19 protein-coding genes and 1 pseudogene are annotated in these 18,626 nt (G+C 65.0%); 13 read left to right on the top strand and 7 right to left on the bottom strand.

The window, feature by feature from the left end; genetic code table 11:
* A pseudogene (locus tag DIE22_RS37210) lies at nt 1-153 on the bottom strand (AMP-dependent synthetase); the annotation flags it as partial.
* 316 nt (nt 154-469) lie between these two features.
* Between DIE22_RS37210 and DIE22_RS37200 the strand changes: the two are divergent.
* The 9 genes from DIE22_RS37200 (at nt 470) to DIE22_RS37160 (ending at nt 7,778) form a co-directional block, all read left to right on the top strand.
* The gene (locus tag DIE22_RS37200) at nt 470-1,387 is read left to right on the top strand and encodes a DMT family transporter (protein ID WP_124607487.1); all 918 of its coding nucleotides are present in this window, start codon (nt 470-472) and stop codon (nt 1,385-1,387) included.
* A 114-nt stretch (nt 1,388-1,501) separates the two neighbouring features.
* Nucleotides 1,502-2,107 carry a TIGR00645 family protein gene (locus DIE22_RS37195; RefSeq protein ID WP_124607486.1) on the top strand — a complete coding sequence of 202 codons (606 nt, stop codon included), beginning with the start codon at nt 1,502-1,504 and terminating at the stop codon, nt 2,105-2,107.
* Nucleotides 2,108-2,140: 33 nt separating this feature from the next.
* The gene (locus DIE22_RS37190) at nt 2,141-3,664 is read left to right on the top strand and encodes a fumarate hydratase (RefSeq protein WP_124502105.1); all 1,524 of its coding nucleotides are present in this window, start codon (nt 2,141-2,143) and stop codon (nt 3,662-3,664) included.
* A gap of 193 nt (nt 3,665-3,857) precedes the next feature.
* Entirely contained in the window at nt 3,858-4,334 is a 477-nt protein-coding gene (gene bfr, locus DIE22_RS37185; RefSeq protein WP_006482753.1) for a bacterioferritin, read from the top strand.
* Nucleotides 4,335-4,371: 37 nt separating this feature from the next.
* Complete coding sequence (gene murI, locus DIE22_RS37180) at nt 4,372-5,235, top strand: glutamate racemase (RefSeq protein ID WP_409364676.1); 864 nt, start codon at nt 4,372-4,374, stop codon at nt 5,233-5,235.
* Nucleotides 5,236-5,384: 149 nt separating this feature from the next.
* Complete coding sequence (locus tag DIE22_RS37175; protein ID WP_011885486.1) at nt 5,385-5,621, top strand: bacterioferritin-associated ferredoxin; 237 nt, start codon at nt 5,385-5,387, stop codon at nt 5,619-5,621.
* A 217-nt stretch (nt 5,622-5,838) separates the two neighbouring features.
* Nucleotides 5,839-6,570 carry an energy transducer TonB gene (locus DIE22_RS37170; RefSeq protein ID WP_124607485.1) on the top strand — a complete coding sequence of 244 codons (732 nt, stop codon included), beginning with the start codon at nt 5,839-5,841 and terminating at the stop codon, nt 6,568-6,570.
* A gap of 34 nt (nt 6,571-6,604) precedes the next feature.
* Complete coding sequence (locus DIE22_RS37165) at nt 6,605-7,336, top strand: MotA/TolQ/ExbB proton channel family protein (protein ID WP_124502102.1); 732 nt, start codon at nt 6,605-6,607, stop codon at nt 7,334-7,336.
* 13 nt (nt 7,337-7,349) lie between these two features.
* The gene (locus tag DIE22_RS37160) at nt 7,350-7,778 is read left to right on the top strand and encodes an ExbD/TolR family protein (RefSeq protein WP_006754473.1); all 429 of its coding nucleotides are present in this window, start codon (nt 7,350-7,352) and stop codon (nt 7,776-7,778) included.
* Between the two features lie 382 nt (nt 7,779-8,160).
* Here DIE22_RS37160 and DIE22_RS37155 read toward each other — a convergent pair whose 3' ends face one another.
* Nucleotides 8,161-9,138, bottom strand: coding sequence for a LysR family transcriptional regulator (locus tag DIE22_RS37155; protein ID WP_124502101.1), 978 nt, complete (start codon nt 9,136-9,138; stop codon nt 8,161-8,163).
* Between the two features lie 122 nt (nt 9,139-9,260).
* Here DIE22_RS37155 and DIE22_RS37150 point away from each other — a divergent pair, with 122 nt between their 5' ends.
* From DIE22_RS37150 to hemP, 3 genes are all read left to right on the top strand, one after another.
* A complete protein-coding gene (locus tag DIE22_RS37150) occupies nt 9,261-10,133 on the top strand; it encodes a pirin family protein (protein ID WP_124502100.1) in 873 nt (290 codons plus the stop codon).
* Between the two features lie 99 nt (nt 10,134-10,232).
* Nucleotides 10,233-10,715 carry an SRPBCC family protein gene (locus tag DIE22_RS37145; protein WP_124607484.1) on the top strand — a complete coding sequence of 161 codons (483 nt, stop codon included), beginning with the start codon at nt 10,233-10,235 and terminating at the stop codon, nt 10,713-10,715.
* A gap of 136 nt (nt 10,716-10,851) precedes the next feature.
* Complete coding sequence (hemP, locus tag DIE22_RS37140) at nt 10,852-11,097, top strand: hemin uptake protein HemP (RefSeq protein ID WP_124502098.1); 246 nt, start codon at nt 10,852-10,854, stop codon at nt 11,095-11,097.
* A gap of 323 nt (nt 11,098-11,420) precedes the next feature.
* Here the strand turns inward: hemP and DIE22_RS37130 are convergent, their stop codons facing one another.
* From DIE22_RS37130 to uvrB, 5 genes are all read right to left on the bottom strand, one after another.
* Nucleotides 11,421-12,818: a 4Fe-4S binding protein gene (locus DIE22_RS37130; RefSeq protein ID WP_124607483.1), complete on the bottom strand. Its 1,398-nt coding sequence runs from the start codon at nt 12,816-12,818 to the stop codon at nt 11,421-11,423.
* Nucleotides 12,815-13,657, bottom strand: coding sequence for an FTR1 family protein (locus tag DIE22_RS37125; protein WP_124502095.1), 843 nt, complete (start codon nt 13,655-13,657; stop codon nt 12,815-12,817). The genes DIE22_RS37130 and DIE22_RS37125 overlap by 4 nt, the downstream gene beginning before the upstream one ends.
* A 58-nt stretch (nt 13,658-13,715) precedes the next feature.
* On the bottom strand, nt 13,716-14,048 hold the full coding sequence (locus DIE22_RS37120) for a cupredoxin domain-containing protein (protein WP_006760846.1): 333 nt from the start codon (nt 14,046-14,048) through the stop codon (nt 13,716-13,718).
* 55 nt (nt 14,049-14,103) lie between these two features.
* Complete coding sequence (locus DIE22_RS37115; RefSeq protein ID WP_124502094.1) at nt 14,104-14,655, bottom strand: iron transporter; 552 nt, start codon at nt 14,653-14,655, stop codon at nt 14,104-14,106.
* A gap of 219 nt (nt 14,656-14,874) precedes the next feature.
* Nucleotides 14,875-16,965 (bottom strand): excinuclease ABC subunit UvrB, encoded by a 2,091-nt coding sequence (gene uvrB, locus DIE22_RS37110; protein ID WP_124502093.1) that lies wholly within the window; start codon nt 16,963-16,965, stop codon nt 14,875-14,877.
* Nucleotides 16,966-17,214: 249 nt separating this feature from the next.
* Between uvrB and DIE22_RS37100 the strand changes: the two genes are divergently transcribed.
* Nucleotides 17,215-18,414 carry an amino acid aminotransferase gene (locus tag DIE22_RS37100; protein WP_124502092.1) on the top strand — a complete coding sequence of 400 codons (1,200 nt, stop codon included), beginning with the start codon at nt 17,215-17,217 and terminating at the stop codon, nt 18,412-18,414.
* The last annotated feature ends 212 nt before the right edge of the window (nt 18,415-18,626 follow it).

The following is an 18,626-nucleotide window of genomic DNA, read 5'->3' as shown; positions in this document are numbered from 1 at the left end:
CGCGAGACGCGCCCAGAAGCCTTCGTAATCCTGCTCGGCCTCGGCGGCCAGCGCCTGGTAGGCCGGCATGCCGGAAATGGCCGCCGCCTTCTCGAGCGCCTCGGGCGGCGCAAACTGACGGGTTTCGTGAAGAACCGATTCAATCGCAGACATCGACTACCCCTTGGTGAACATGAATCCTCTGCATGGCGGCGCGATCGTGCGCGCCGCGCGTCTTGGCCGGCGCATGCGCGCCGCTGTCTCCTACCCATCACCCGCGCCGGCCCGAAGGCTGCCGCGCGATGCTGCACCGCACCACGTCACACGATGGTGACCAGGCGACCCGGCAGCTTTCACAATAAGCGCTCCAACTTACCCGTCACTTACGCGCTACGGCCGTTTTCGCCCGCCGGGCGGCGCCGCTCCCAGCTTTACGCTGTAACGAGCGCGACCCTACAATCCTAACTGAACTCGCCTTCCGGACTCCAGCTTGAATCGCTACGCCCTCTTCCTCATTCTGTCGATGCTGTTTGTCGGCAGCAACGTCGGTATCGGTAAATCCATCGTCGTCTTCGTCCCGGTCGCCATCCTTGCCACGCTGCGCTTCGTGATCGCGATCGCCGTGCTGTGGCCGCTGTTCAGCCCGGTGAAGATGCGCGCGGTCCGGCGCGCGGAATGGCTGAACCTGTTCCTGCAGGCGTTCTTCGGCACCTTCATGTTTACGCTGCTGATGCTCAACGGCGTGCAGCGCACGAGCGCGGTCGCGGCCGGCGTGATCACCAGCACGATCCCGGCCATCGTCGCGCTGTTCGCGTGGCTGATCCTGCGTGAAAAACCGAACGGCCGTGCGCTCATATCGATCGCGCTCGCGATCGCCGGCGTCGTGACGATCAATCTCGCCAATGGGAACGCGGGCAGCGCGTCCGCGCACGGCGCCGGCGGCACGTCGTCCGGCTCGCTGACCGGCAACCTGCTGATCCTCGGCGCCGTCTGCTGCGAATCGATCTACGTGATCCTGTCGCGCCGGCTCACGCAGACGCTCGCGCCGATCGACATCTGCGCATACACGCACCTGTTCGGCCTGTTCCTGATGCTGCCGCTCGGCGCGACGGCGCTGTGGCATTTCGATTACGCGAGCGTGCCGGCCAGTACGTGGGCGCTCGTCGTCTGGTACGGGCTGTCGGCCAGCATCTTCTCGTTCTGGCTGTGGATGAAGGGCATCCGGCACGTGCCGGGCAGCCTCGCCGGCGTGTTCAGCGCCGTGCTGCCGGTCGCGGCAGCCGCGTACGGCATCGCATTCCTCGGCGAACGTCCGACGCTCGCGCACGGCATTGCACTCGCGTGCGTCGTCACCGGCATCGTGCTCGCGAGCCTGCGCGTGAAGCGCGTGCCGGCCGCCGCATCCTGATCCGTCCCCGGCAACCCCGGCGCGTCGCTGCAGTCGCGCCGGCCGACGCGTTACAATAGCGCGCCTTTTTCAAGATTACCCTCGATACCTGCGCACAGCGCCCAACCCTCCATCATGTCTGCCCCGCATTCGCCCGGCTCCACCCGTCGTCCGCTGCGCCCCCTGCCCGCGCTGATCTTCATGAGCCGCTGGCTCCAGGTTCCGCTTTATCTGGGCCTGATCGTCGCGCAGGCCGTCTATGTATTCCTGTTCCTGAAGGAAGTCTGGCACCTGCTGTCGCACGCGACCAGCCTCGACGAGATCAGCGTGATGCTCGCCGTGCTCGGCCTGATCGACGTGGTGATGATCTCGAACCTGCTGATCATGGTGATCGTCGGCGGCTACGAAACGTTCGTTTCGCGCCTCGGCATCGAGGGCCACCCCGACGAGCCCGAGTGGCTCGACCATGTGAACGCGGGCGTGCTGAAAGTCAAGCTGTCGATGGCGCTGATCAGCATTTCGTCGATCCACCTGCTGAAGACCTTCATCAACCCGGACCAGCACACGACGCACGCGATCATGTGGCAGGTGATCATCCACGTGTCGTTCCTCGTGTCGGCGCTCGTGATGGCGTGGGTCGACCGCCTGACGACCCACACGCACCCGGCCCATTTCCACGAGACGCACGCGCCTGCAGCGAACGAGTCCAGCAAGCCGGCCAAAGCAGCCGTCAACGCATAAACGCATTCCCCACAGTCCCACAGAGTCTCAGCCATGACCGTCATCAAACAGGAAGACCTGATCCAGAGCATCGCGGATTCGCTGCAGTACATCAGCTACTACCACCCGCTCGACTACATCCAGGCCCTCGGCCGTGCGTACGAGCTGGAAGAGAGCCCGGCCGCGAAGGACGCGATCGCGCAGATCCTCACGAACAGCCGCATGTGCGCGGAAGGCCGCCGCCCGATCTGCCAGGACACCGGCATCGTCACGATCTTCGTGAAGGTCGGCATGGACGTGCGCTGGGACGGCGCGACGATGGGTCTCACCGACATGATCAACGAAGGCGTGCGCCGCGGTTACACGCACCCGGACAACGTGCTGCGCGCATCCATCGTCAACCCGCCGGAAGGCGCTCGCAAGAACACGAAGGACAACACGCCGGCCGTGATCCACTACGAGATCGTGCCGGGCGACAAGGTCGACGTGCAGGTCGCGGCGAAGGGCGGCGGCTCGGAGAACAAGTCGAAGTTCGTGATGCTGAACCCGTCCGACTCGATCGTCGACTGGGTGCTGAAGACGGTCCCGACGATGGGCGCGGGCTGGTGCCCGCCGGGCATGCTCGGGATCGGCATCGGCGGCACCGCCGAAAAGGCGATGCTGATGGCGAAGGAATCGCTGATGGAGCCGATCGACATCCAGGAAATCATCGCGCGCGGCCCGAAGGACTGGGTCGAGGAACTGCGGGTCGAGCTGCACGAGAAGGTCAACGCGCTCGGCATCGGCGCACAGGGCCTCGGCGGCCTCGCGACCGTGCTCGACGTGAAGATCATGACCGCTCCGACGCACGCGGCGTCGAAGCCGGTCGCGCTGATCCCGAACTGCGCGGCAACCCGCCACGCGCACTTCGTGCTCGACGGCTCGGGCCCGGCCAAGCTTGAAGCGCCGTCGCTCGACGCCTGGCCGAAGGTCCAGTGGGAACCGAACACGGAAACCAGCAAGCGCGTCGACCTGAACACGCTGACGCCGGAAGAAGTCGCGAGCTGGACGCCGGGCCAGACGCTGCTGCTGTCGGGCAAGATGCTCACGGGCCGCGACGCCGCGCACAAGCGCATTGCCGACATGCTCGCGAAGGGCGAGAAGCTGCCGGTCGACTTCACGAACCGCGTGATCTACTACGTCGGCCCGGTCGATCCGGTGCGCGACGAAGTGGTCGGCCCGGCAGGCCCGACGACGGCCACGCGGATGGACAAGTTCACCGAGACGATGCTCGCCCAGACGGGTTTGATCTCGATGGTCGGCAAGGCAGAACGCGGCCCGGTCGCGATCGACGCGATCAAGAAGCACAAGGCGGCGTACCTGATGGCGGTCGGCGGTGCGGCCTACCTCGTGTCGAAGGCGATCCGCGGCGCGAAGGTGCTCGCATTCGAAGACCTCGGCATGGAAGCAATCTACGAGTTCGACGTGCAGGACATGCCTGTAACAGTTGCTGTCGATTCGTCGGGCACGTCGGTGCACCAGACCGGCCCGAAGGAATGGCAGGCGAAGATCGGCAAGATCCCGGTCGCAGCGGCTTAAGCGCGATCGAACGCAAGGCCGGACGGGAGTCCGGCCTTTTTACTTCTCATTCTCATTATTGCGCGCGGCCGGTTGTTCGAGGCTGATTCTCATTACACGCAAAAGGCAGGTCCGGCAAGGCTTCGAGGCTTGGCTTTTCTCGTTCGAGCGATTATCGTTCGGTTTCTGAAGCCCCACTGAACAAGGAACAGCCATGCAAGGCGACAAGAAAGTCATCGAATACCTGAACGCCCAACTGAAGAATGAACTCACGGCGATCAACCAGTACTTCCTGCATGCGCGCATGTACAAGCACTGGGGCCTCGACAAGCTCGGCAAGCACGAATACGACGAATCGATCGGCGAAATGAAGCACGCCGACTGGCTGATCGAACGCGTGTTCATGCTCGACGGCCTGCCGAACCTGCAGGATCTGCACAAGCTGCTCGTCGGCGAGGAGACCGAAGAGATCCTGAAGTGCGACCTGAAGCTCGAGCAGATCTCGCAGTCCACGTGCAAGGAAGCGATCGCTTACTGCGAATCGGTGCGTGACTACGTGTCGCGCGAGATCTTCGAAAAGATCCTCGACGACACCGAAGAGCACATCGACTGGCTGGAAACGCAGATTGACCTGATCGGCAAGGTCGGCCTGCAGAACTACCAGCAAACGATGATGGGTTCGCCCGAGTAATCACCACCGCTGCCACGATCGCCACCTCGCCGTCCGCATGACGATGACGCACCAACCGGCCGCTTCCGGGGTCCACCCCGCCGCCCCCGTCGGGATCTTCGATTCGGGGCTCGGCGGCCTGTCGGTGCTGCGCGCTGCGCGCGCGCACCTGCCCGGCGAGTCGTTCGTCTACGTCGCCGATTCGCACCACGCGCCGTATGGTCCGCGCGACGAGGCGTTCATTACAGAGCGCACGCTGGCCATCGGCGAGTGGCTCGCCCGCGAAGGGGCGAAAGCGCTCGTCATCGCGTGCAACACCGCCACGGCACGGGCGATCGCGGTCATCCGCGAACGCCTGTCGATACCGCTCGTCGGTGTCGAGCCGGGCATCAAACCGGCCGCCGCGCTGTCCACGACCGGCGTCGCGGGCGTCCTCGCGACGCAATCGACGCTGAACAGCCCGCGCTTCCAGGCGCTGCTCGACCGCTACGGCGCCGGCCGCCGCTTCATCTGCCAACCGGGCCACGGGCTCGTCGAAGCGATCGAACGCGGCGACACGAACTCGCCCGCCTTGCGCGCGTTGCTCGAGCGTTACCTGCAACCGATGCTCGACGACGGCGCCGACACGCTGGTGCTCGGCTGCACGCACTACCCGTTCTTCACGGAAACGATTCGTGACCTTGTCGGCGACCGCCTGACGATCGTCGACACGAGCGATGCCATCGCCCGCCAGCTCGCGCGGGTGCTCGACGAACGCGGCCTGCGCGCGCCGGCCGGCACGCGTGCCGCGCCGCCGCGCTTCTGCTCGACGAGCGACGGCCTGCAACTGCGCGCACTCGCGTCGACGCTGCTCGGCCTCGACGCGCCGGTCGAATCCGTCACCATTTCCTCGCCGAACGCGCGCGCCTGCGCGACCGCCTGACCCGCGCCGGCACACCGCCGGCGCGCCCTCTCCGTCCGCCCCGCCGTTTCAAGGGTCCGATGACCTTAAAAAAAGCCGAACCCAGGCTTGTCAACGTCCGCAAATTTAATGATAATAATTCGCATTAACGTTAGCTATCGCAACTCATCATGATCGTCTGCGTGTGCAAGTCTGTTTCCGATCGCAAGATTCGCGCGTCCCTCGCCGAGGGCGTGAGTTCTTTCGATGAACTCCAGTTCGAGCTCGGCGTGGCCACGTGCTGCGGCAAGTGCGAGGAGTCCGTACGCGACCTCATGGCCGAGCAAGGCGTCTGCGCGAGCCGGTGCGGTGTCGAGCACCACGCTCATCCGATCCCGGTGACGTTCTACGACCGCAAGGCCGCCTGAGCGGCGCCGAGCATACGCATGCGGCCCCGGCCGCATTTGATGTCTGACCGTCAGCAAGCCATCTTCCGCGCGAGCCAGCGGCTTACCTGCCAAGGAGCCTGTCATGGAATTGCTGATCGGATTTGTGACCACCGTGTGCATCTCGCTGCTGATCTTCCGCAAGTAGTACCGATCCACCCGCCGCGCCCCGGGTGCGACGTCGTTCTTTCAAGCTAACATGCAGGCTTCGCAATCCGCTCCTGCCGGCGTCCTGTCGGCTGCTCCACGAATGAATCCCCGGGTCATCACCGTCGCGGTCGGTGTGCTTGCCGCACACGCGATCATGTTGACGGCCGCGTGGCTCCATCGCAACGCTCCGCCGCCGAAATCGGTCGAGGTCCAGTCGATCACCGCGCAACTCATTACACCTGCGCCGATCGCCCAGCAGGTCGCAGCCGAATCGATCCCGCAGCCCGCGCCGCCGAAGCCCGCCCCGCGCGTCAAACCGAAGGTCGAGCCGAAGCCGGTGCAGAAGGCGGCGAAGCCGACGCCTCAGCCCGTTGCACAATCGCCTGCCCCGTCACCGACGCCCGCGCCGGCTGCCGATCCGACGCCGGCTCCTGCCGCGCCCGCACCTGCAGCGCCAGCCGCCACGCCCGGCCCGGCTCGCGACACGATGCAGGTCAGCGCGCCAAAGAACGTGCCGGCGCTCCAATGCAATTTCGTGAAACCCGACTACCCGTCGATGTCGCGTCGCCGCGGCGAATCGGGCACCGCCTATGTTCACTTCGTCGTCGGCGTGACCGGCAAGATCGAAAGCGTCGAGCTGCAGAAGAGCAGCGGTTATCCGCGCCTCGACGACGCCGCACTCGACGCAATGCGCTCGACGACCTGCCGTCCGTATATCGAGAACGGCCAGGCGATCCGCGCCGCCCGCACGCAACCCTACAACTTCGGGCTCACCGACTAACCTGCCTCATCCGGAAGATTCAAAGGAAACAAAAATGCAAAGCTACGGTATCGCGCACGTCTGGGCGCAAGGTGATTTCGTCACGCGCGCCATCGCGATCACGCTGCTCGTGATGTCGGTCCTGTCGTGGATCGTGATCATCGTCAAGGGCTGGAACGTGATTCGCCTGAACCGCCTCACGAAAAACGCGGAACAGGCATTCTGGCATTCGGACGACTTCGACGACGGCGTCAAGAAGCTCGGTCTCGCCGCATCGACGCCGAGCGACAACCCGTTCCTCGCGCTCGCGCTGTCGGGCAAGGAAGCCGCCGATCACCACCATCAGACGCAGCCGCACCTGCACGACCGCATGGACGTGTCGGACTGGGTCACGCGCTGCCTGAAGGACACGATGGACGAAGGCATCTCGCGCATGCAGGCCGGCCTGGCGATTCTCGCGTCGATCGGCAGCACGGCGCCGTTCGTGGGCCTGTTCGGCACGGTGTGGGGCATCTATCACGCACTGCTCGCGATCGGCGCAACCGGCCAGACGTCGATCGACCAGGTCGCGGGCCCCGTCGGCGAATCGCTGATCATGACGGCCTTCGGCCTGTTCGTCGCCATTCCCGCGGTGCTCGGCTACAACGCACTGACCCGCGCGAACAAGGGCGTCGTCAGCAAGCTGCGCCGCTTCGCGCACGGCCTGCACGCGTATTTCGTGACGGGCGCGCGCCTCGCGTCGTCGTCGCCCCGCGACGGCCTGCGTCTCGCGACGCGCGCCAGCTGAGACGGGGTGAACCATGGCAATGAACACCGGCTTCAGCGATGACGACGACGATGGCGTGATGAGCGAGATCAACATGACGCCGCTCGTCGACGTCATGCTCGTACTCCTGATCATTTTCCTCGTGACGATCCCGGCAATGCAGCACGCGGTGAAGATCGACCTGCCGCACGCAAGCAGCCAGCCCGTCGACGAGAAGCCGCAGACGGTCGACGTCGCGATCCAGGGCAACGGCACGATCCTGTGGAACGACCAGACGGTCACGCGCGAGCAGTTGCAGGCGCACATCGCGGAAGCGGCACAGCATCAGCCGCAACCGGAGTTGCATCTGCGCGCCGATCGCAAGGTTGCCTATGAGCGTGTGGCCGAAGTCATGTCCGATGCGCAGGCCGGCGGCCTGACGAAACTCGGCTTCGTGACGGAGCCGACCGCGAAGGCGAAGTAACGCACGCGCATTTTTTCGCGTCGCCGTTCGCCCTTGCCGGCCGCACCTCGCCGGCCACGCACAAAGTAAAAGGCCTTCATCGCCAGATGAAGGCCTTTTTTCATGCGCACGCGGGCGCCTTCGGGCGGCGGGCTCTTCGGCGGTATCGGTTGCGCCTCGAGCAACGCAAATGCGGCTACCGTGGTCTGCACGGACTGCGCGTTCTGCCCTATCTGGCTCGCAATATATGCGGCCACCTGATTCCGCTCACAACTTCCTTCGCGAAATGGGATTTCAATATAGGCCTGCGCGCTTGCGCATTCAAGGCCCCGGCGATTGAAACTTGCGATTGCAGGCGGCGCTTCAATGACAAAACAAATTTGCCACGACGCGCATCTTGCGTTCAGGTGGCCGAAGCATCAGCCGCCGCGGCTTCCTTCTTCCCGCGCTCGGGGCAGCTCGGCTGCTTGTAATCGCCGTGGTCGAGCTTCTCGACCAGGTAGTCGACAAACGCGCGGACCGCGGGCGGCATCCCCTGCCGCGACACGAACACCGCGTAGAGTTGCGGCACCGGCAGCGTCCAGCCCGGCATCACCGGCGACAACTGTCCCGCGCGCAATGCATTGCCGTACATCATCTCGGGCAGCGCCGCGATGCCGAGGCCGTCGAGCACGGCCTCACGGATCGTCATCAGGTCGGCCGTCACGAGCCTCGGATCGTGCTCGTGCAAGTGACGGGTGCCATCCGGCGCGATCAGGTTGAACACGTGCCGTCCGTCGACGCTCGGCGTATCGAGCGTCTCGAAGTGCGCCAGATCGTCCGGCACGAGCGGCGGCGCATTCTGGCTCAGCAGGCTCGGCGCGCCGACCAGCATCTGCTCGGTCCGCCACAGTGGCCGCACGACGATGTTCGCGTTCTGCGGCGGCTCGGAGCGCACGCGCAACGCGACGTCGATCGAATCCTCGAACAGGTCGATCACGCGATTCGTCACACGGATGTGTACCTTCACCTCGGGATAGCGGTGCAGAAATTCGGGGAGGATGCGCGACAGCATGGTCTGCGACAGCGTGACGGGGACGCTCACGCGCACCGAGCCGCGCGGCGACGAGCGCAGCTGCTGCACGGCGTTCATCGCGGCCTGGGCTTCGGCGAGCATCGCCTGGCAATGCTGGTAGAAGAGTTCCCCCGCCTCGGTCAGCGCGAGCTTGCGCGTCGAACGCTGCAGCAGGCGCACGCCCAGCGCGGCCTCGAGTTCGGTCAGCCGCCGGGACAGGCGCGATTTCGAGATACCCAGCACGCGTTCCGCAGCCGAGAAACCACCGTGTTCGACGACCTGTGAAAAGTACATGAGGTCGTTCAGGTTGTGTGCATCGATGTTCATGTCATCGTTCCAATTTCAGAACAATCCATTGCGAACCGCCGCAAATCGGACCGTAAAACGCCCAATATAATAGCGCTATGTTTCAAAAATAACGCTATTCCGATGACATCGAGGGCTTTTCCATGACGACCGCTCGCTCGCTTGACCGCACGTACCCCGCACTTCGCACGACCGAAGGCGGCGGCTTCGTGGTTCACCGCCCGTTCCCGACCCGGCTGCTGATGGATTTCGATCCGTTCCTGCTGCTCGATGAAATGGGCCCCGTCGACTACGCCCCTGGCGAAGCCAAGGGCGCACCCGACCATCCGCATCGTGGCTTCGAGACGGTCACCTACGTGCTCGACGGGCGCTTTCGCCATCGCGATTCGACCGGCCACGCCGGCGCGCTCGGGCCCGGCGACGTGCAGTGGATGACGGCCGGCGCGGGCGTGGTGCACAGCGAAATGCCCGACCCCGGGTTCGCGCAGGCAGGCGGACGCTCGCACGGCTTCCAGCTGTGGGTCAACCTGCCGCGGCGCGACAAGCTGATCGCACCGCGCTACCAGGAAATCCCGGCCGGCCGGATCCCGAGCGCGACATCGCCGGACGGCCGTGTGCAGGTCCGCGTGATCGCCGGCGAAGCGTTCGGCGTGCGCGCGGCGATCGAGACGCGCACGCCGATCCTCTACCAGCATTTCACGCTGCAACCGGGCGCAACGGTCACGCAGCCGGTGCCGGCAGGTTATCGTGTGTTCGCCTACCCGCTCGACGGAGCGGGCCGCTACGGGCCCGAACGGCAGCTTGTCGACGCACGGCACATGGTCGTCTACGGTGACGATGGCGACGCGGTGACGTTCGAAGCGGGCGATACGCCGCTTGAGCTGCTGCTGATCGGCGGCGTGCCGCTCAACGAGCCGATCGTCCGCTATGGCCCGTTCGTGATGAATACCGAGGAAGAGATCCGGCAGGCCGTCGTCGACTACCAGACCGGCCGCATGGGCCGCATCGAAGCGTGACGTGCGATGGGGGCCGCAGGTGCCGCGAAACCGCTCGTTTTGCGTCACAATGACTTCTTGAACCATGTGGCTGCCCGCCACCAGAAGGAACCCGTCCCCTTGAACTTCGAACATCTGATCCAGATCAACTCCGACGATCCGGCCGTGCCGGCCCTCACCCGCGACCAGCTCTGGGAAGGCCTGGTGCTGCGCGCCGAACAGCCGCAGCTGTTCGTGATCGGCCTCGACAGCTGCGTCATCCACGAACGGACGGATACGACGCTCGAACGCGAGCTGCACTACGGGCATGCGACCGTGCGCGACCACGTGACGTTCACGCCGAACCAGCAAGTGCGCTACGACATCCGCGCGGCCGGCGGTGAAATCGGCGGCTCGCTGACGATGACGATCGAGGAGCGCGACGACCACGAGCTGTTCCTGCGCTTCGAATATCGCACGACGCTGACTGTCACGGACGACAGTGAGGAAGCGCGTCAGACGCACGGCATCGTCAAGGAAGCGTATCGCACGTCGGACATCGACACGGTGCGCCTGATCCGCGAATACGCACAAGGGCGCAAGGATCCGGACCCGCTTCACTGACGTCGGCGGCGGCCTTCGGCCGCCTCTTTGATTCAAGCTATCGGATTTGTCATATCGATCGATAAAGAGTTTTTGTAAATGGGAATAGTTATCATTTAGAATCATTCCATCGTATCGACAGTCACCGATCAACCGAATGACCGACACCACGCGCCCGACCACGCTGACCTTGCGCCGCACGACCGGCACTGCAAGCGGCAACCGTCAGAAGACGGCAGCGGTCACGACGCCGGCGAAGCCCGCCGGAAGCCGCGATGCCGGCACACGGACCCTCAACAGCGATGCGCTGCTGCAAGGTCATAGCCATATCAGCATCGCGCATAACGGAGAGACATATCAGTTGCGTGCCACGCGGCTCGGCAAACTGATCCTGACGAAGTAGCGACAGCGTATTGTGGGGACCACCTCCCTGAGAGGTGTTGGGCAGTAGCCAGCGTAACGGCTTGCACGCGAGATCTAGACCCCTTCGTGCAAACACACTCAAGCAGCCGTTGCAGCAAGCCAAGCCACTTTTTTTGGTTCTCGCACAAGGAAGAAAAAAAGCGACACGTCGAAGGACGTGTCGCTTTTTTGTTTGGGCGTCCGGATGCAATGGAAAAGGCATCGCGGCTATCGGCGCTGCTGCTTCAGCGCGCTCCGGGGCCGGCGGCGGAACACTTTCGCCGGCTCACTCCGGAACGTGGCCGCAAGGCCGTCGATCCCGCCTCAGAAACCCCAGAACATCAACCACCACGCGCTGTCGACGACGGCCAGGCCGGCCGCGAACCACGCGAATGCTGCGAGTCGGCGCGGCCACGGCGCATAGCGCCCCGTCACCTTCCATGCAAGCCAGGCGCTCCACGCGTTCGCGCAGACCAGAATCGCGATGCGCACGTCGGTTGCCCAGCCGAGCGGCACGTGCTCGGCCCGCAGCAGCGACAGCGTCGTCGCCGACAGCCCGAGGAACACGCCCGCCCCCGCGATCGGGATCAGCGCCTGCGCGAGATGATGGAGACGCACGCGGTCGAAACGGCCGAGCATCAGCGTCGCGCCGGCCAGCAGCACGAGCAGCGCGGTGCCGTACACGAGCCCCGTACCGACGATGTAGCTGACGATCAGACCGCCGTCGAGCCACGAGAACACGTCATTGCGATCCGGGTAATGCGTGAGCAGGAACCACGGTGCATTGGTCTCGAGCGGCCACGTAATGTCGCGATCGATCAGCCAGCCCGCGAGCCATTGCTTGATCTGTACGAACCATGGGCTGACGGTCCAGTGGAACGCGCCGATCGCGACGCCGAGCAGGCCGTACAGGATCAGCGCCGTGTCCCACGGGTTCGCCTGCTGCGCACCGAGGTTCACGACCTCGTCGGACGGCGAGCGCCACGACAGCGCGATCGCGTCACGATGCCCGCTGCAGCGGCCGCACATGTGGCACGCGGCGGCGCCCTTCATGTTGCGCAACGGCACGAGCGGCGCACAATTGATCGGAATCACGCGGTGCCCGTGCTCGCCGTTCTTGTACGAGCGACGCCAGGCATCCTCGTCGACCTTGTAGCGCATCGGCGCGAGCCGCGACAGCAACCCGAACACGCCGTTGACCGGGCACAGGTACTTGCACCACACGCGCTTCTCGCGGCCGTACAGCACGCCGATCACGATCGCGCCGACGGTCGAGCCGCCGAGCACGAACAGCACCGCCAGCGGGTACTGGTACACGCTGACCATCTGCCCGTAGATCGTCGTGAGCCCGAATGCGACGAACGGCCAGCCGCCCCACCGCATCCAGCGCGGAATCGCGCCGCCGCGGCCGAACCGGCTCGCATATTCGGTGAGCGCACCTTCAGGGCACAGCACGCCGCACCAGACGCGGCCGAGCATCACCATCGACAGCAGCACGAACGGCCACCAGATGCCCCAGAACACGAACTGCGCGATCAGCGTGAGGTTGTTCCACAGGTGCGCGGAATCGTCCGGCAGCGGCAACACCGCCGGCACGATGATCAGGAACGCATAGACGGCGACGACGACCCACTGGATGCCGCGGATCACCGCGCCGTGGCGCTGCATCCACTGGCCGGCCTGCGCGAGCCAGCCCGGCTTGGCTGCGGCGACAACGCTCATGCCGCGCGACCCGCAGGAACGGCCGGACGGCGGCTCGCGCGCTTCATCAGCAGCCAGACCACCGCCCAATACGCCGCATAGGCGACCAGGTTGGTCAGCGCCGGGTGTGCGCGATAGCCGGTCAGCGTCGCGACGAGCGAACCGAACGTGCCGGAATCATCGAGGATCCCTGACGTGTCCCACACTTGCGAAATGCCGAGCGGCAGGATTTCCTTGTCGATCAGCTTGTCGACGCCGGTCTGGAACAGGCCCGCACCGAGGAACAGCAGCATCACTTCGGTGACACGGAAGAAATGCCGCCACGAGAAGTACTTGCCGCCGAGCTGCAGCAGATAGAACGTGAGGAACGCGAGACCGAGGCCGATCACGACCGCGAGCATCTGGCTGCCGTCCACATGCCCCGACTGGCCGAAACCGAGGCCGTACAGGAAGATCACCGTCTCGCTGCCTTCGCGGGCGATCGCGAGCGCGACCAGCACGGCAACGCCCCACCAGTTCGAATCGCGCGTGCTCTGCTGCAGCGACTGCTCCATGTCGCGCTTCAGCGTGCGGCCGTGCCGGCGCATCCACAGCACCATCTGCACGATCAGCACGCACGCGATCAGCACCATCGCGGTCTGGAAATAGTCCTGTGCGTCGCCGGACAGCACTTCGGTGAAGCCGACGAGCGCGGCGCCGAGACCGATGGCCATCAGCAGGCCGACTGCCACGCCCGTCCACAGAAAGGGCAGGCCGCGGCGCGCGTCGTCGTCGCCGTTCTTCAGCCATGCATAGAGGATGCCGACGACGAGCAGCGCTTCGACGCTCTCCCGCCAGACGATGAACAAGATCTGACCCATTGAATCCTCCTGACGTGCGGAGCAAGGTACTCGCGCGCCCGCACGCAGATAAAACGCATTACTTCGCGACGATCACGCCCTGTGCCTGCTGGTGGAAATCGTCGAAAAACTTGTACTCGCCCGGCGACAGCGGGGCGACAACCACGAACGAATCGGCGCCCGGTGCGAGCACCTTCTCCTTGCGCAACTGCACGCTCTCGAATTCGGCGGCGCCCTTGCCGGTATTCCTGATCTCGATCTTGAAGCGCTGGCCGGCCGGCACTTCGATCCGGGCGGGATTCAGCTTGCCGTCCGTCATCTCGAGCTTGAACGTCGGCAGATCGGCGGCATGCGCCGCGCCGGCGAGCCACAGCGCGGCGGCTGCGGCGACGATTTTCTGGGGAAATTTCATTCTGGGTTCTCTACGCCGACGGCGCGCCGAAGCGCGCCGTCCGTGATGCCACCGATCAGTACCCGCCCTTCTTGCCGATGCCGGCGAACGGGAAGTCGTATTCGAGGGTGACGGGCTTGAACCACGCGCCCACGCCCGTTTCCTTGTCGACGTGACGGCCGAACGCCATGTGACCCGACTGCATCGGCGGCTTGACGGTCATCGTCAGGTGGTACTTGCCGGGGCCGGCCAGCTTCACGTTGTCGCCATAGTGCGGGCCGTCGCTCGCGACCATGCCCATCAGGTCGCCTTCGGCCTTCCACTTGGTGTCGCCCTGCTTCGTCAGCTTGTACGTGACCTGCAGGTACGGCATCCAGTCGCCTTCCGCGAAACCCGTCGGGTTGTTCTTGACCGCGTGGATGTCCGCCTCGAGGTGGATGTCGGAATCCGACGCCTTGCGCATCATCCCTTCCGGATCCATCGTGATCGGCTGCAGGTACACCGCGCCGATTTCCATGCCGCCCTGGATCTGCTGCTTGCCGATCGGATATTCGGCCGCCGAGGCCGACATCGCGGCAAGCGCCGCCGCTACCGCAACCGACGTGCGGATGAACGAAGAACCCAACATGGACACTCCTTGTTATTTGTCTGACATGCTGCGAACCGCCCTCCTGGGCGGCTCACCGAAAACACTAACGCGATGAAGAACGTTAATGCGAACTATTCTCAATACATGCGGAGTTTAGCACCGAACCGGCTCCGGAACAAACGAGATCCTGCGTAAACCCCTGATCTGACAAGGCTTACAACGGCGTTACCGGGAGGCTTCAGTGACGTTTGGAAAGATTTACCGGCCGCCGTTGACGTGGTCGCCCACGTTCGCGCCGAATACGCGTTCGCGCAACAGCGCCAGCTGATCGCGAGTGGCCGCGGCCTTTTCGAACTCGAGGTTTTTCGCGTAATCGGCCATCTGCTTTTCGAGCCGCTTGATTTCCTTCGCGATCTGCTTTTCCGACATGTCCTCGAACTTCGCGCGTTGCTGCGCTTCCTTCAGCTCGGCGCGCGCGTCATCGGCGTTGTAGACGCCGTCGATGATGTCCTTGATGCGCTTCACGACGCCGCGCGGCGTGATGCCCATCTTCTCGTTGTGCGCGATCTGCTTCGCGCGGCGCCGCTCGGTCTCGCCGATCGCGCGCTTCATCGATTCGGTCATCGTGTCGGCGTAGAGGACGGCCTTGCCGTTCACGTTGCGCGCCGCGCGGCCGATCGTCTGGATCAGCGAGCGCTCCGCGCGCAGGAAGCCTTCCTTGTCCGCGTCCAGAATCGCGACGAGCGCCACTTCCGGAATGTCGAGGCCTTCGCGCAACAGGTTGATCCCGACCAGCACGTCGAACGTGCCGAGCCGCAGGTCGCGGATGATCTCGACCCGCTCCACCGTGTCGATGTCGCTGTGCAGGTAGCGCACCTTGACGCCGTGGTCGGCCAGGAACTCGGTAAGCTGCTCGGCCATCCGCTTCGTCAGCACGGTGATCAGCACCCGCTCGCCGGCGTTCACGCGCGCGTTGATCTCGGTCAGCACGTCGTCGACCTGCGAGCTTGCCGGGCGCACTTCGATTTCCGGGTCGACGAGCCCGGTCGGCCGCACCACCTGCTCGGCGACCTGCCCCGTCACGCGCTGCTCGTAGTCCGCGGGCGTCGCCGACACGAACACCACCTGGCGCATCTTGCGTTCGAACTCCGGGAACTTGAGCGGCCGGTTGTCAAGCGCCGACGGCAGCCGGAAGCCGTAGTTGACGAGGTTTTCCTTGCGCGCGCGGTCGCCGTTGTACATGCCGTTCAGCTGGCCGATCAGCACGTGCGATTCGTCGAGCAGCATCAGCGCGTCGGGCGGCAGGTAGTCGACGAGCGTCGGCGGCGGCTCGCCGGGCGCGGCGCCCGAGAAGTGCCGCGAGTAGTTCTCGATGCCCTTGCAGAAGCCGAGCTCCTGCAGCATCTCGAGGTCGAAGCGCGTGCGCTGCTCGAGGCGCTGCGCCTCGACGAGCTTGCCGTCGCGGTGGAAGAACTCGAGGCGCTCGCGCAATTCGTCCTTGATCGTCTCGACCGCACGCATCACGGTGTCGCGCGGCGTCACATAGTGCGACGACGGATACACGGTGAAGCGCGGAATCTTCTGCCGCACGCGCCCGGTCAGCGGGTCGAACAGCTGCAGCGTCTCGACCTCGTCGTCGAACAGCTCGACGCGCACGGCCATCTCCGCGTGCTCGGCCGGGAAGATGTCGATCGTGTCGCCGCGCACGCGGAACGTGCCGCGCTGGAAGTCCTGTTCGTTGCGCGAGTACTGCATCGCGATCAGCCGCGCGATCACGTCGCGCTGGCCGAGCTTGTCGCCGGTGCGCAGCGTCAGGATCATCTGGTGGTATTCGGACGGGTTGCCGATACCGTAGATCGCCGACACCGTCGCGACGATCACCACGTCGCGGCGCTCCATCAGGCTCTTCGTCGCCGACAGCCGCATCTGCTCGATGTGCTCGTTGATCGACGAGTCCTTCTCGATGAACAGGTCGCGCTGCGGCACGTAAGCTTCCGGCTGGTAATAGTCGTAGTACGAGACGAAGTACTCGACCGCATTGCGCGGGAAAAACTCGCGGAACTCCGCGTAGAGCTGCGCCGCGAGCGTCTTGTTCGGTGCGAACACGATTGCCGGGCGGCCGAGCCGTGCAATCGTGTTGGCCATCGTGAAGGTCTTGCCCGAACCGGTCACGCCGAGCAGCGTCTGGAATGCGAGGCCGTCGCCGACACCTTCGACGAGCGTCTCGATCGCGGTCGGCTGGTCGCCTGCGGGCGGATACGGTTGGTACAGCTGGAACGGCGACCCTTCGAAGGTCACGAATTTCGATTCGTCGAGCGCGTCGCCGACTTCGGCGTGATGTTCGGACATGGAGTGCGGCCGGAGCGAGGGCAAAAAAACTATTCTAGCGCTTCGCGGCGTTGCGAACCGCTGACGGCTCCTGACGCTCGGCAACCGGCCGAAATCGCAATTCGCCGCGCAATCGCCGCCTCCACAAGCGTGAATTCGCTACAATATCAGGCTCCTGTGCTTTCCGGCGCCGTGCCTGCTGGCGCGCGGTCCGCTGCGCCCGCCCGCCGGATGAAAGCCTGACCCTCTTTTCACTACTGCCGAATCATCATGTCGCTCTTCTCCGCTGTCCAGCTTGCTCCCCGCGACCCGATCCTGGGCCTGAACGAAGCCTTCAACGCCGATACGCGTCCGACCAAGGTCAACCTCGGCGTCGGTGTGTACACGAACGAAGAAGGCAAGATTCCGCTGCTGCGCGCCGTTCGCGAAGCGGAAAAGGCACGTGTCGACGCCGGCCTGCCGCGCGGCTACCTGCCGATCGACGGGATCGCCGCCTACGACGCAGCGGTGCAGAAGCTGCTGCTCGGCAACGATTCGCCGCTGATCGCCGCGGGCCGTGTGGTCACGGCGCAGGCACTGGGCGGCACGGGCGCATTGAAGATCGGCGCCGATTTCCTGCGCACCGTGAACCCGAACGCGAAGGTCGCGATCAGCGACCCGAGCTGGGAAAACCACCGCGCGCTGTTCGAAGCGGCCGGCTTCGAAGTCGTCGCCTATCCGTACTACGACGCCGCCACCAACGGCGTGAACTTCGACGGCATGCTGTCGGCGCTGAACGGCTATGCGGCAGGCACGATCGTCGTGCTGCACGCGTGCTGCCACAACCCGACCGGCGTGGACCTGACCGAAGCGCAATGGCAGCAGGTCGTCGACGTCGTCAAGGCGCGCAACCTCGTGCCGTTCCTCGACATGGCCTACCAGGGCTTCGGCGAGAACATCGAGGCCGATGCGGCTGCCGTGCGCCTGTTTGCCGCGGCCGACCTGAACGCATTCGTGTCGTCGTCGTTCTCGAAGTCGTTCTCGCTGTACGGCGAGCGTGTCGGCGCGCTGTCGATCATCACGTCGAGCAAGGAAGAAGCGACGCGCGTGCTGTCGCAACTGAAGCGCGTGATCCGCACGAACTACTCGAACCCGCCGACCCATGGCGGCGCAGTCGTCGCGGCCGTGCTCGCGTCGCCGGAACTGCACGCTGCGTGGGTGCAGGAACTCGGCGAAATGCGCGACCGCATCCGCGCGATGCGCAATGGTCTCGTCGAGCGCCTGAAGGCGAGCGGCGTCGATCGCGACTTCAGCTTCATCAACGCGCAGCGCGGGATGTTCTCGTATTCGGGCCTGACCTCGGCGCAAGTCGATCGCCTGCGCGAAGAGTTCGGCATCTACGCAGTCGGCACCGGCCGGATCTGCGTCGCAGCACTGAACACGCGCAACCTCGACGCGGTCGCCAATGCAGTCGCAACGGTCCTGAAGTAAGTCGGCGTCAGCGGGCGGCAGCCCGCCCTGCTGAAACAAAAAACGCGCTCCCCGGAGCGCGTTTTTTTTGCCGTTCTGCCGGCCGGCGGCGGCTCCGCACGAGCGGCACGCGTCGCGGCCGCCCGTGCCGGAGCCCGTTACTGCATGAACCAGCCGTGGCTGACGACGAACGACTGGCCCGTGAGCGCGGCGCTCGGGAACGCCGACAGGAA

The sequence above is a fragment of the Burkholderia sp. Bp9142 genome, assembly GCF_003853415.1.
GTDB lineage: Bacteria > Pseudomonadota > Gammaproteobacteria > Burkholderiales > Burkholderiaceae > Burkholderia.
Note: the sequence above shows the minus strand (reverse complement) of the source record. Positions and strands in the feature narration are given on the sequence as shown.

Excerpts from the sequence above, each read along its gene's own strand:
- DIE22_RS37130 (WP_124607483.1), bottom strand. The coding sequence starts at position 12,818 with ATGAGCGTTGTCGCCGCAGCCAAGCCGGGCTGGCTCGCGCAGGCCGGC.
- DIE22_RS37195 (WP_124607486.1), top strand. The coding sequence starts at position 1,502 with ATGTCTGCCCCGCATTCGCCCGGCTCCACCCGTCGTCCGCTGCGCCCC.
- uvrB (WP_124502093.1), bottom strand. The coding sequence starts at position 16,965 with ATGTCCGAACATCACGCCGAAGTCGGCGACGCGCTCGACGAATCGAAA.
- DIE22_RS37115 (WP_124502094.1), bottom strand. The coding sequence starts at position 14,655 with ATGTTGGGTTCTTCGTTCATCCGCACGTCGGTTGCGGTAGCGGCGGCG.
- DIE22_RS37100 (WP_124502092.1), top strand. The coding sequence starts at position 17,215 with ATGTCGCTCTTCTCCGCTGTCCAGCTTGCTCCCCGCGACCCGATCCTG.
- bfr (WP_006482753.1), top strand. The coding sequence starts at position 3,858 with ATGCAAGGCGACAAGAAAGTCATCGAATACCTGAACGCCCAACTGAAG.
- DIE22_RS37165 (WP_124502102.1), top strand. The coding sequence starts at position 6,605 with ATGCAAAGCTACGGTATCGCGCACGTCTGGGCGCAAGGTGATTTCGTC.
- DIE22_RS37150 (WP_124502100.1), top strand. The coding sequence starts at position 9,261 with ATGACGACCGCTCGCTCGCTTGACCGCACGTACCCCGCACTTCGCACG.
- DIE22_RS37125 (WP_124502095.1), bottom strand. The coding sequence starts at position 13,657 with ATGGGTCAGATCTTGTTCATCGTCTGGCGGGAGAGCGTCGAAGCGCTG.
- murI (WP_409364676.1), top strand. The coding sequence starts at position 4,372 with ATGACGATGACGCACCAACCGGCCGCTTCCGGGGTCCACCCCGCCGCC.
- DIE22_RS37155 (WP_124502101.1), bottom strand. The coding sequence starts at position 9,138 with ATGAACATCGATGCACACAACCTGAACGACCTCATGTACTTTTCACAG.
- hemP (WP_124502098.1), top strand. The coding sequence starts at position 10,852 with ATGACCGACACCACGCGCCCGACCACGCTGACCTTGCGCCGCACGACC.
- DIE22_RS37190 (WP_124502105.1), top strand. The coding sequence starts at position 2,141 with ATGACCGTCATCAAACAGGAAGACCTGATCCAGAGCATCGCGGATTCG.
- DIE22_RS37160 (WP_006754473.1), top strand. The coding sequence starts at position 7,350 with ATGGCAATGAACACCGGCTTCAGCGATGACGACGACGATGGCGTGATG.
- DIE22_RS37170 (WP_124607485.1), top strand. The coding sequence starts at position 5,839 with ATGCAGGCTTCGCAATCCGCTCCTGCCGGCGTCCTGTCGGCTGCTCCA.
- DIE22_RS37175 (WP_011885486.1), top strand. The coding sequence starts at position 5,385 with ATGATCGTCTGCGTGTGCAAGTCTGTTTCCGATCGCAAGATTCGCGCG.
- DIE22_RS37120 (WP_006760846.1), bottom strand. The coding sequence starts at position 14,048 with ATGAAATTTCCCCAGAAAATCGTCGCCGCAGCCGCCGCGCTGTGGCTC.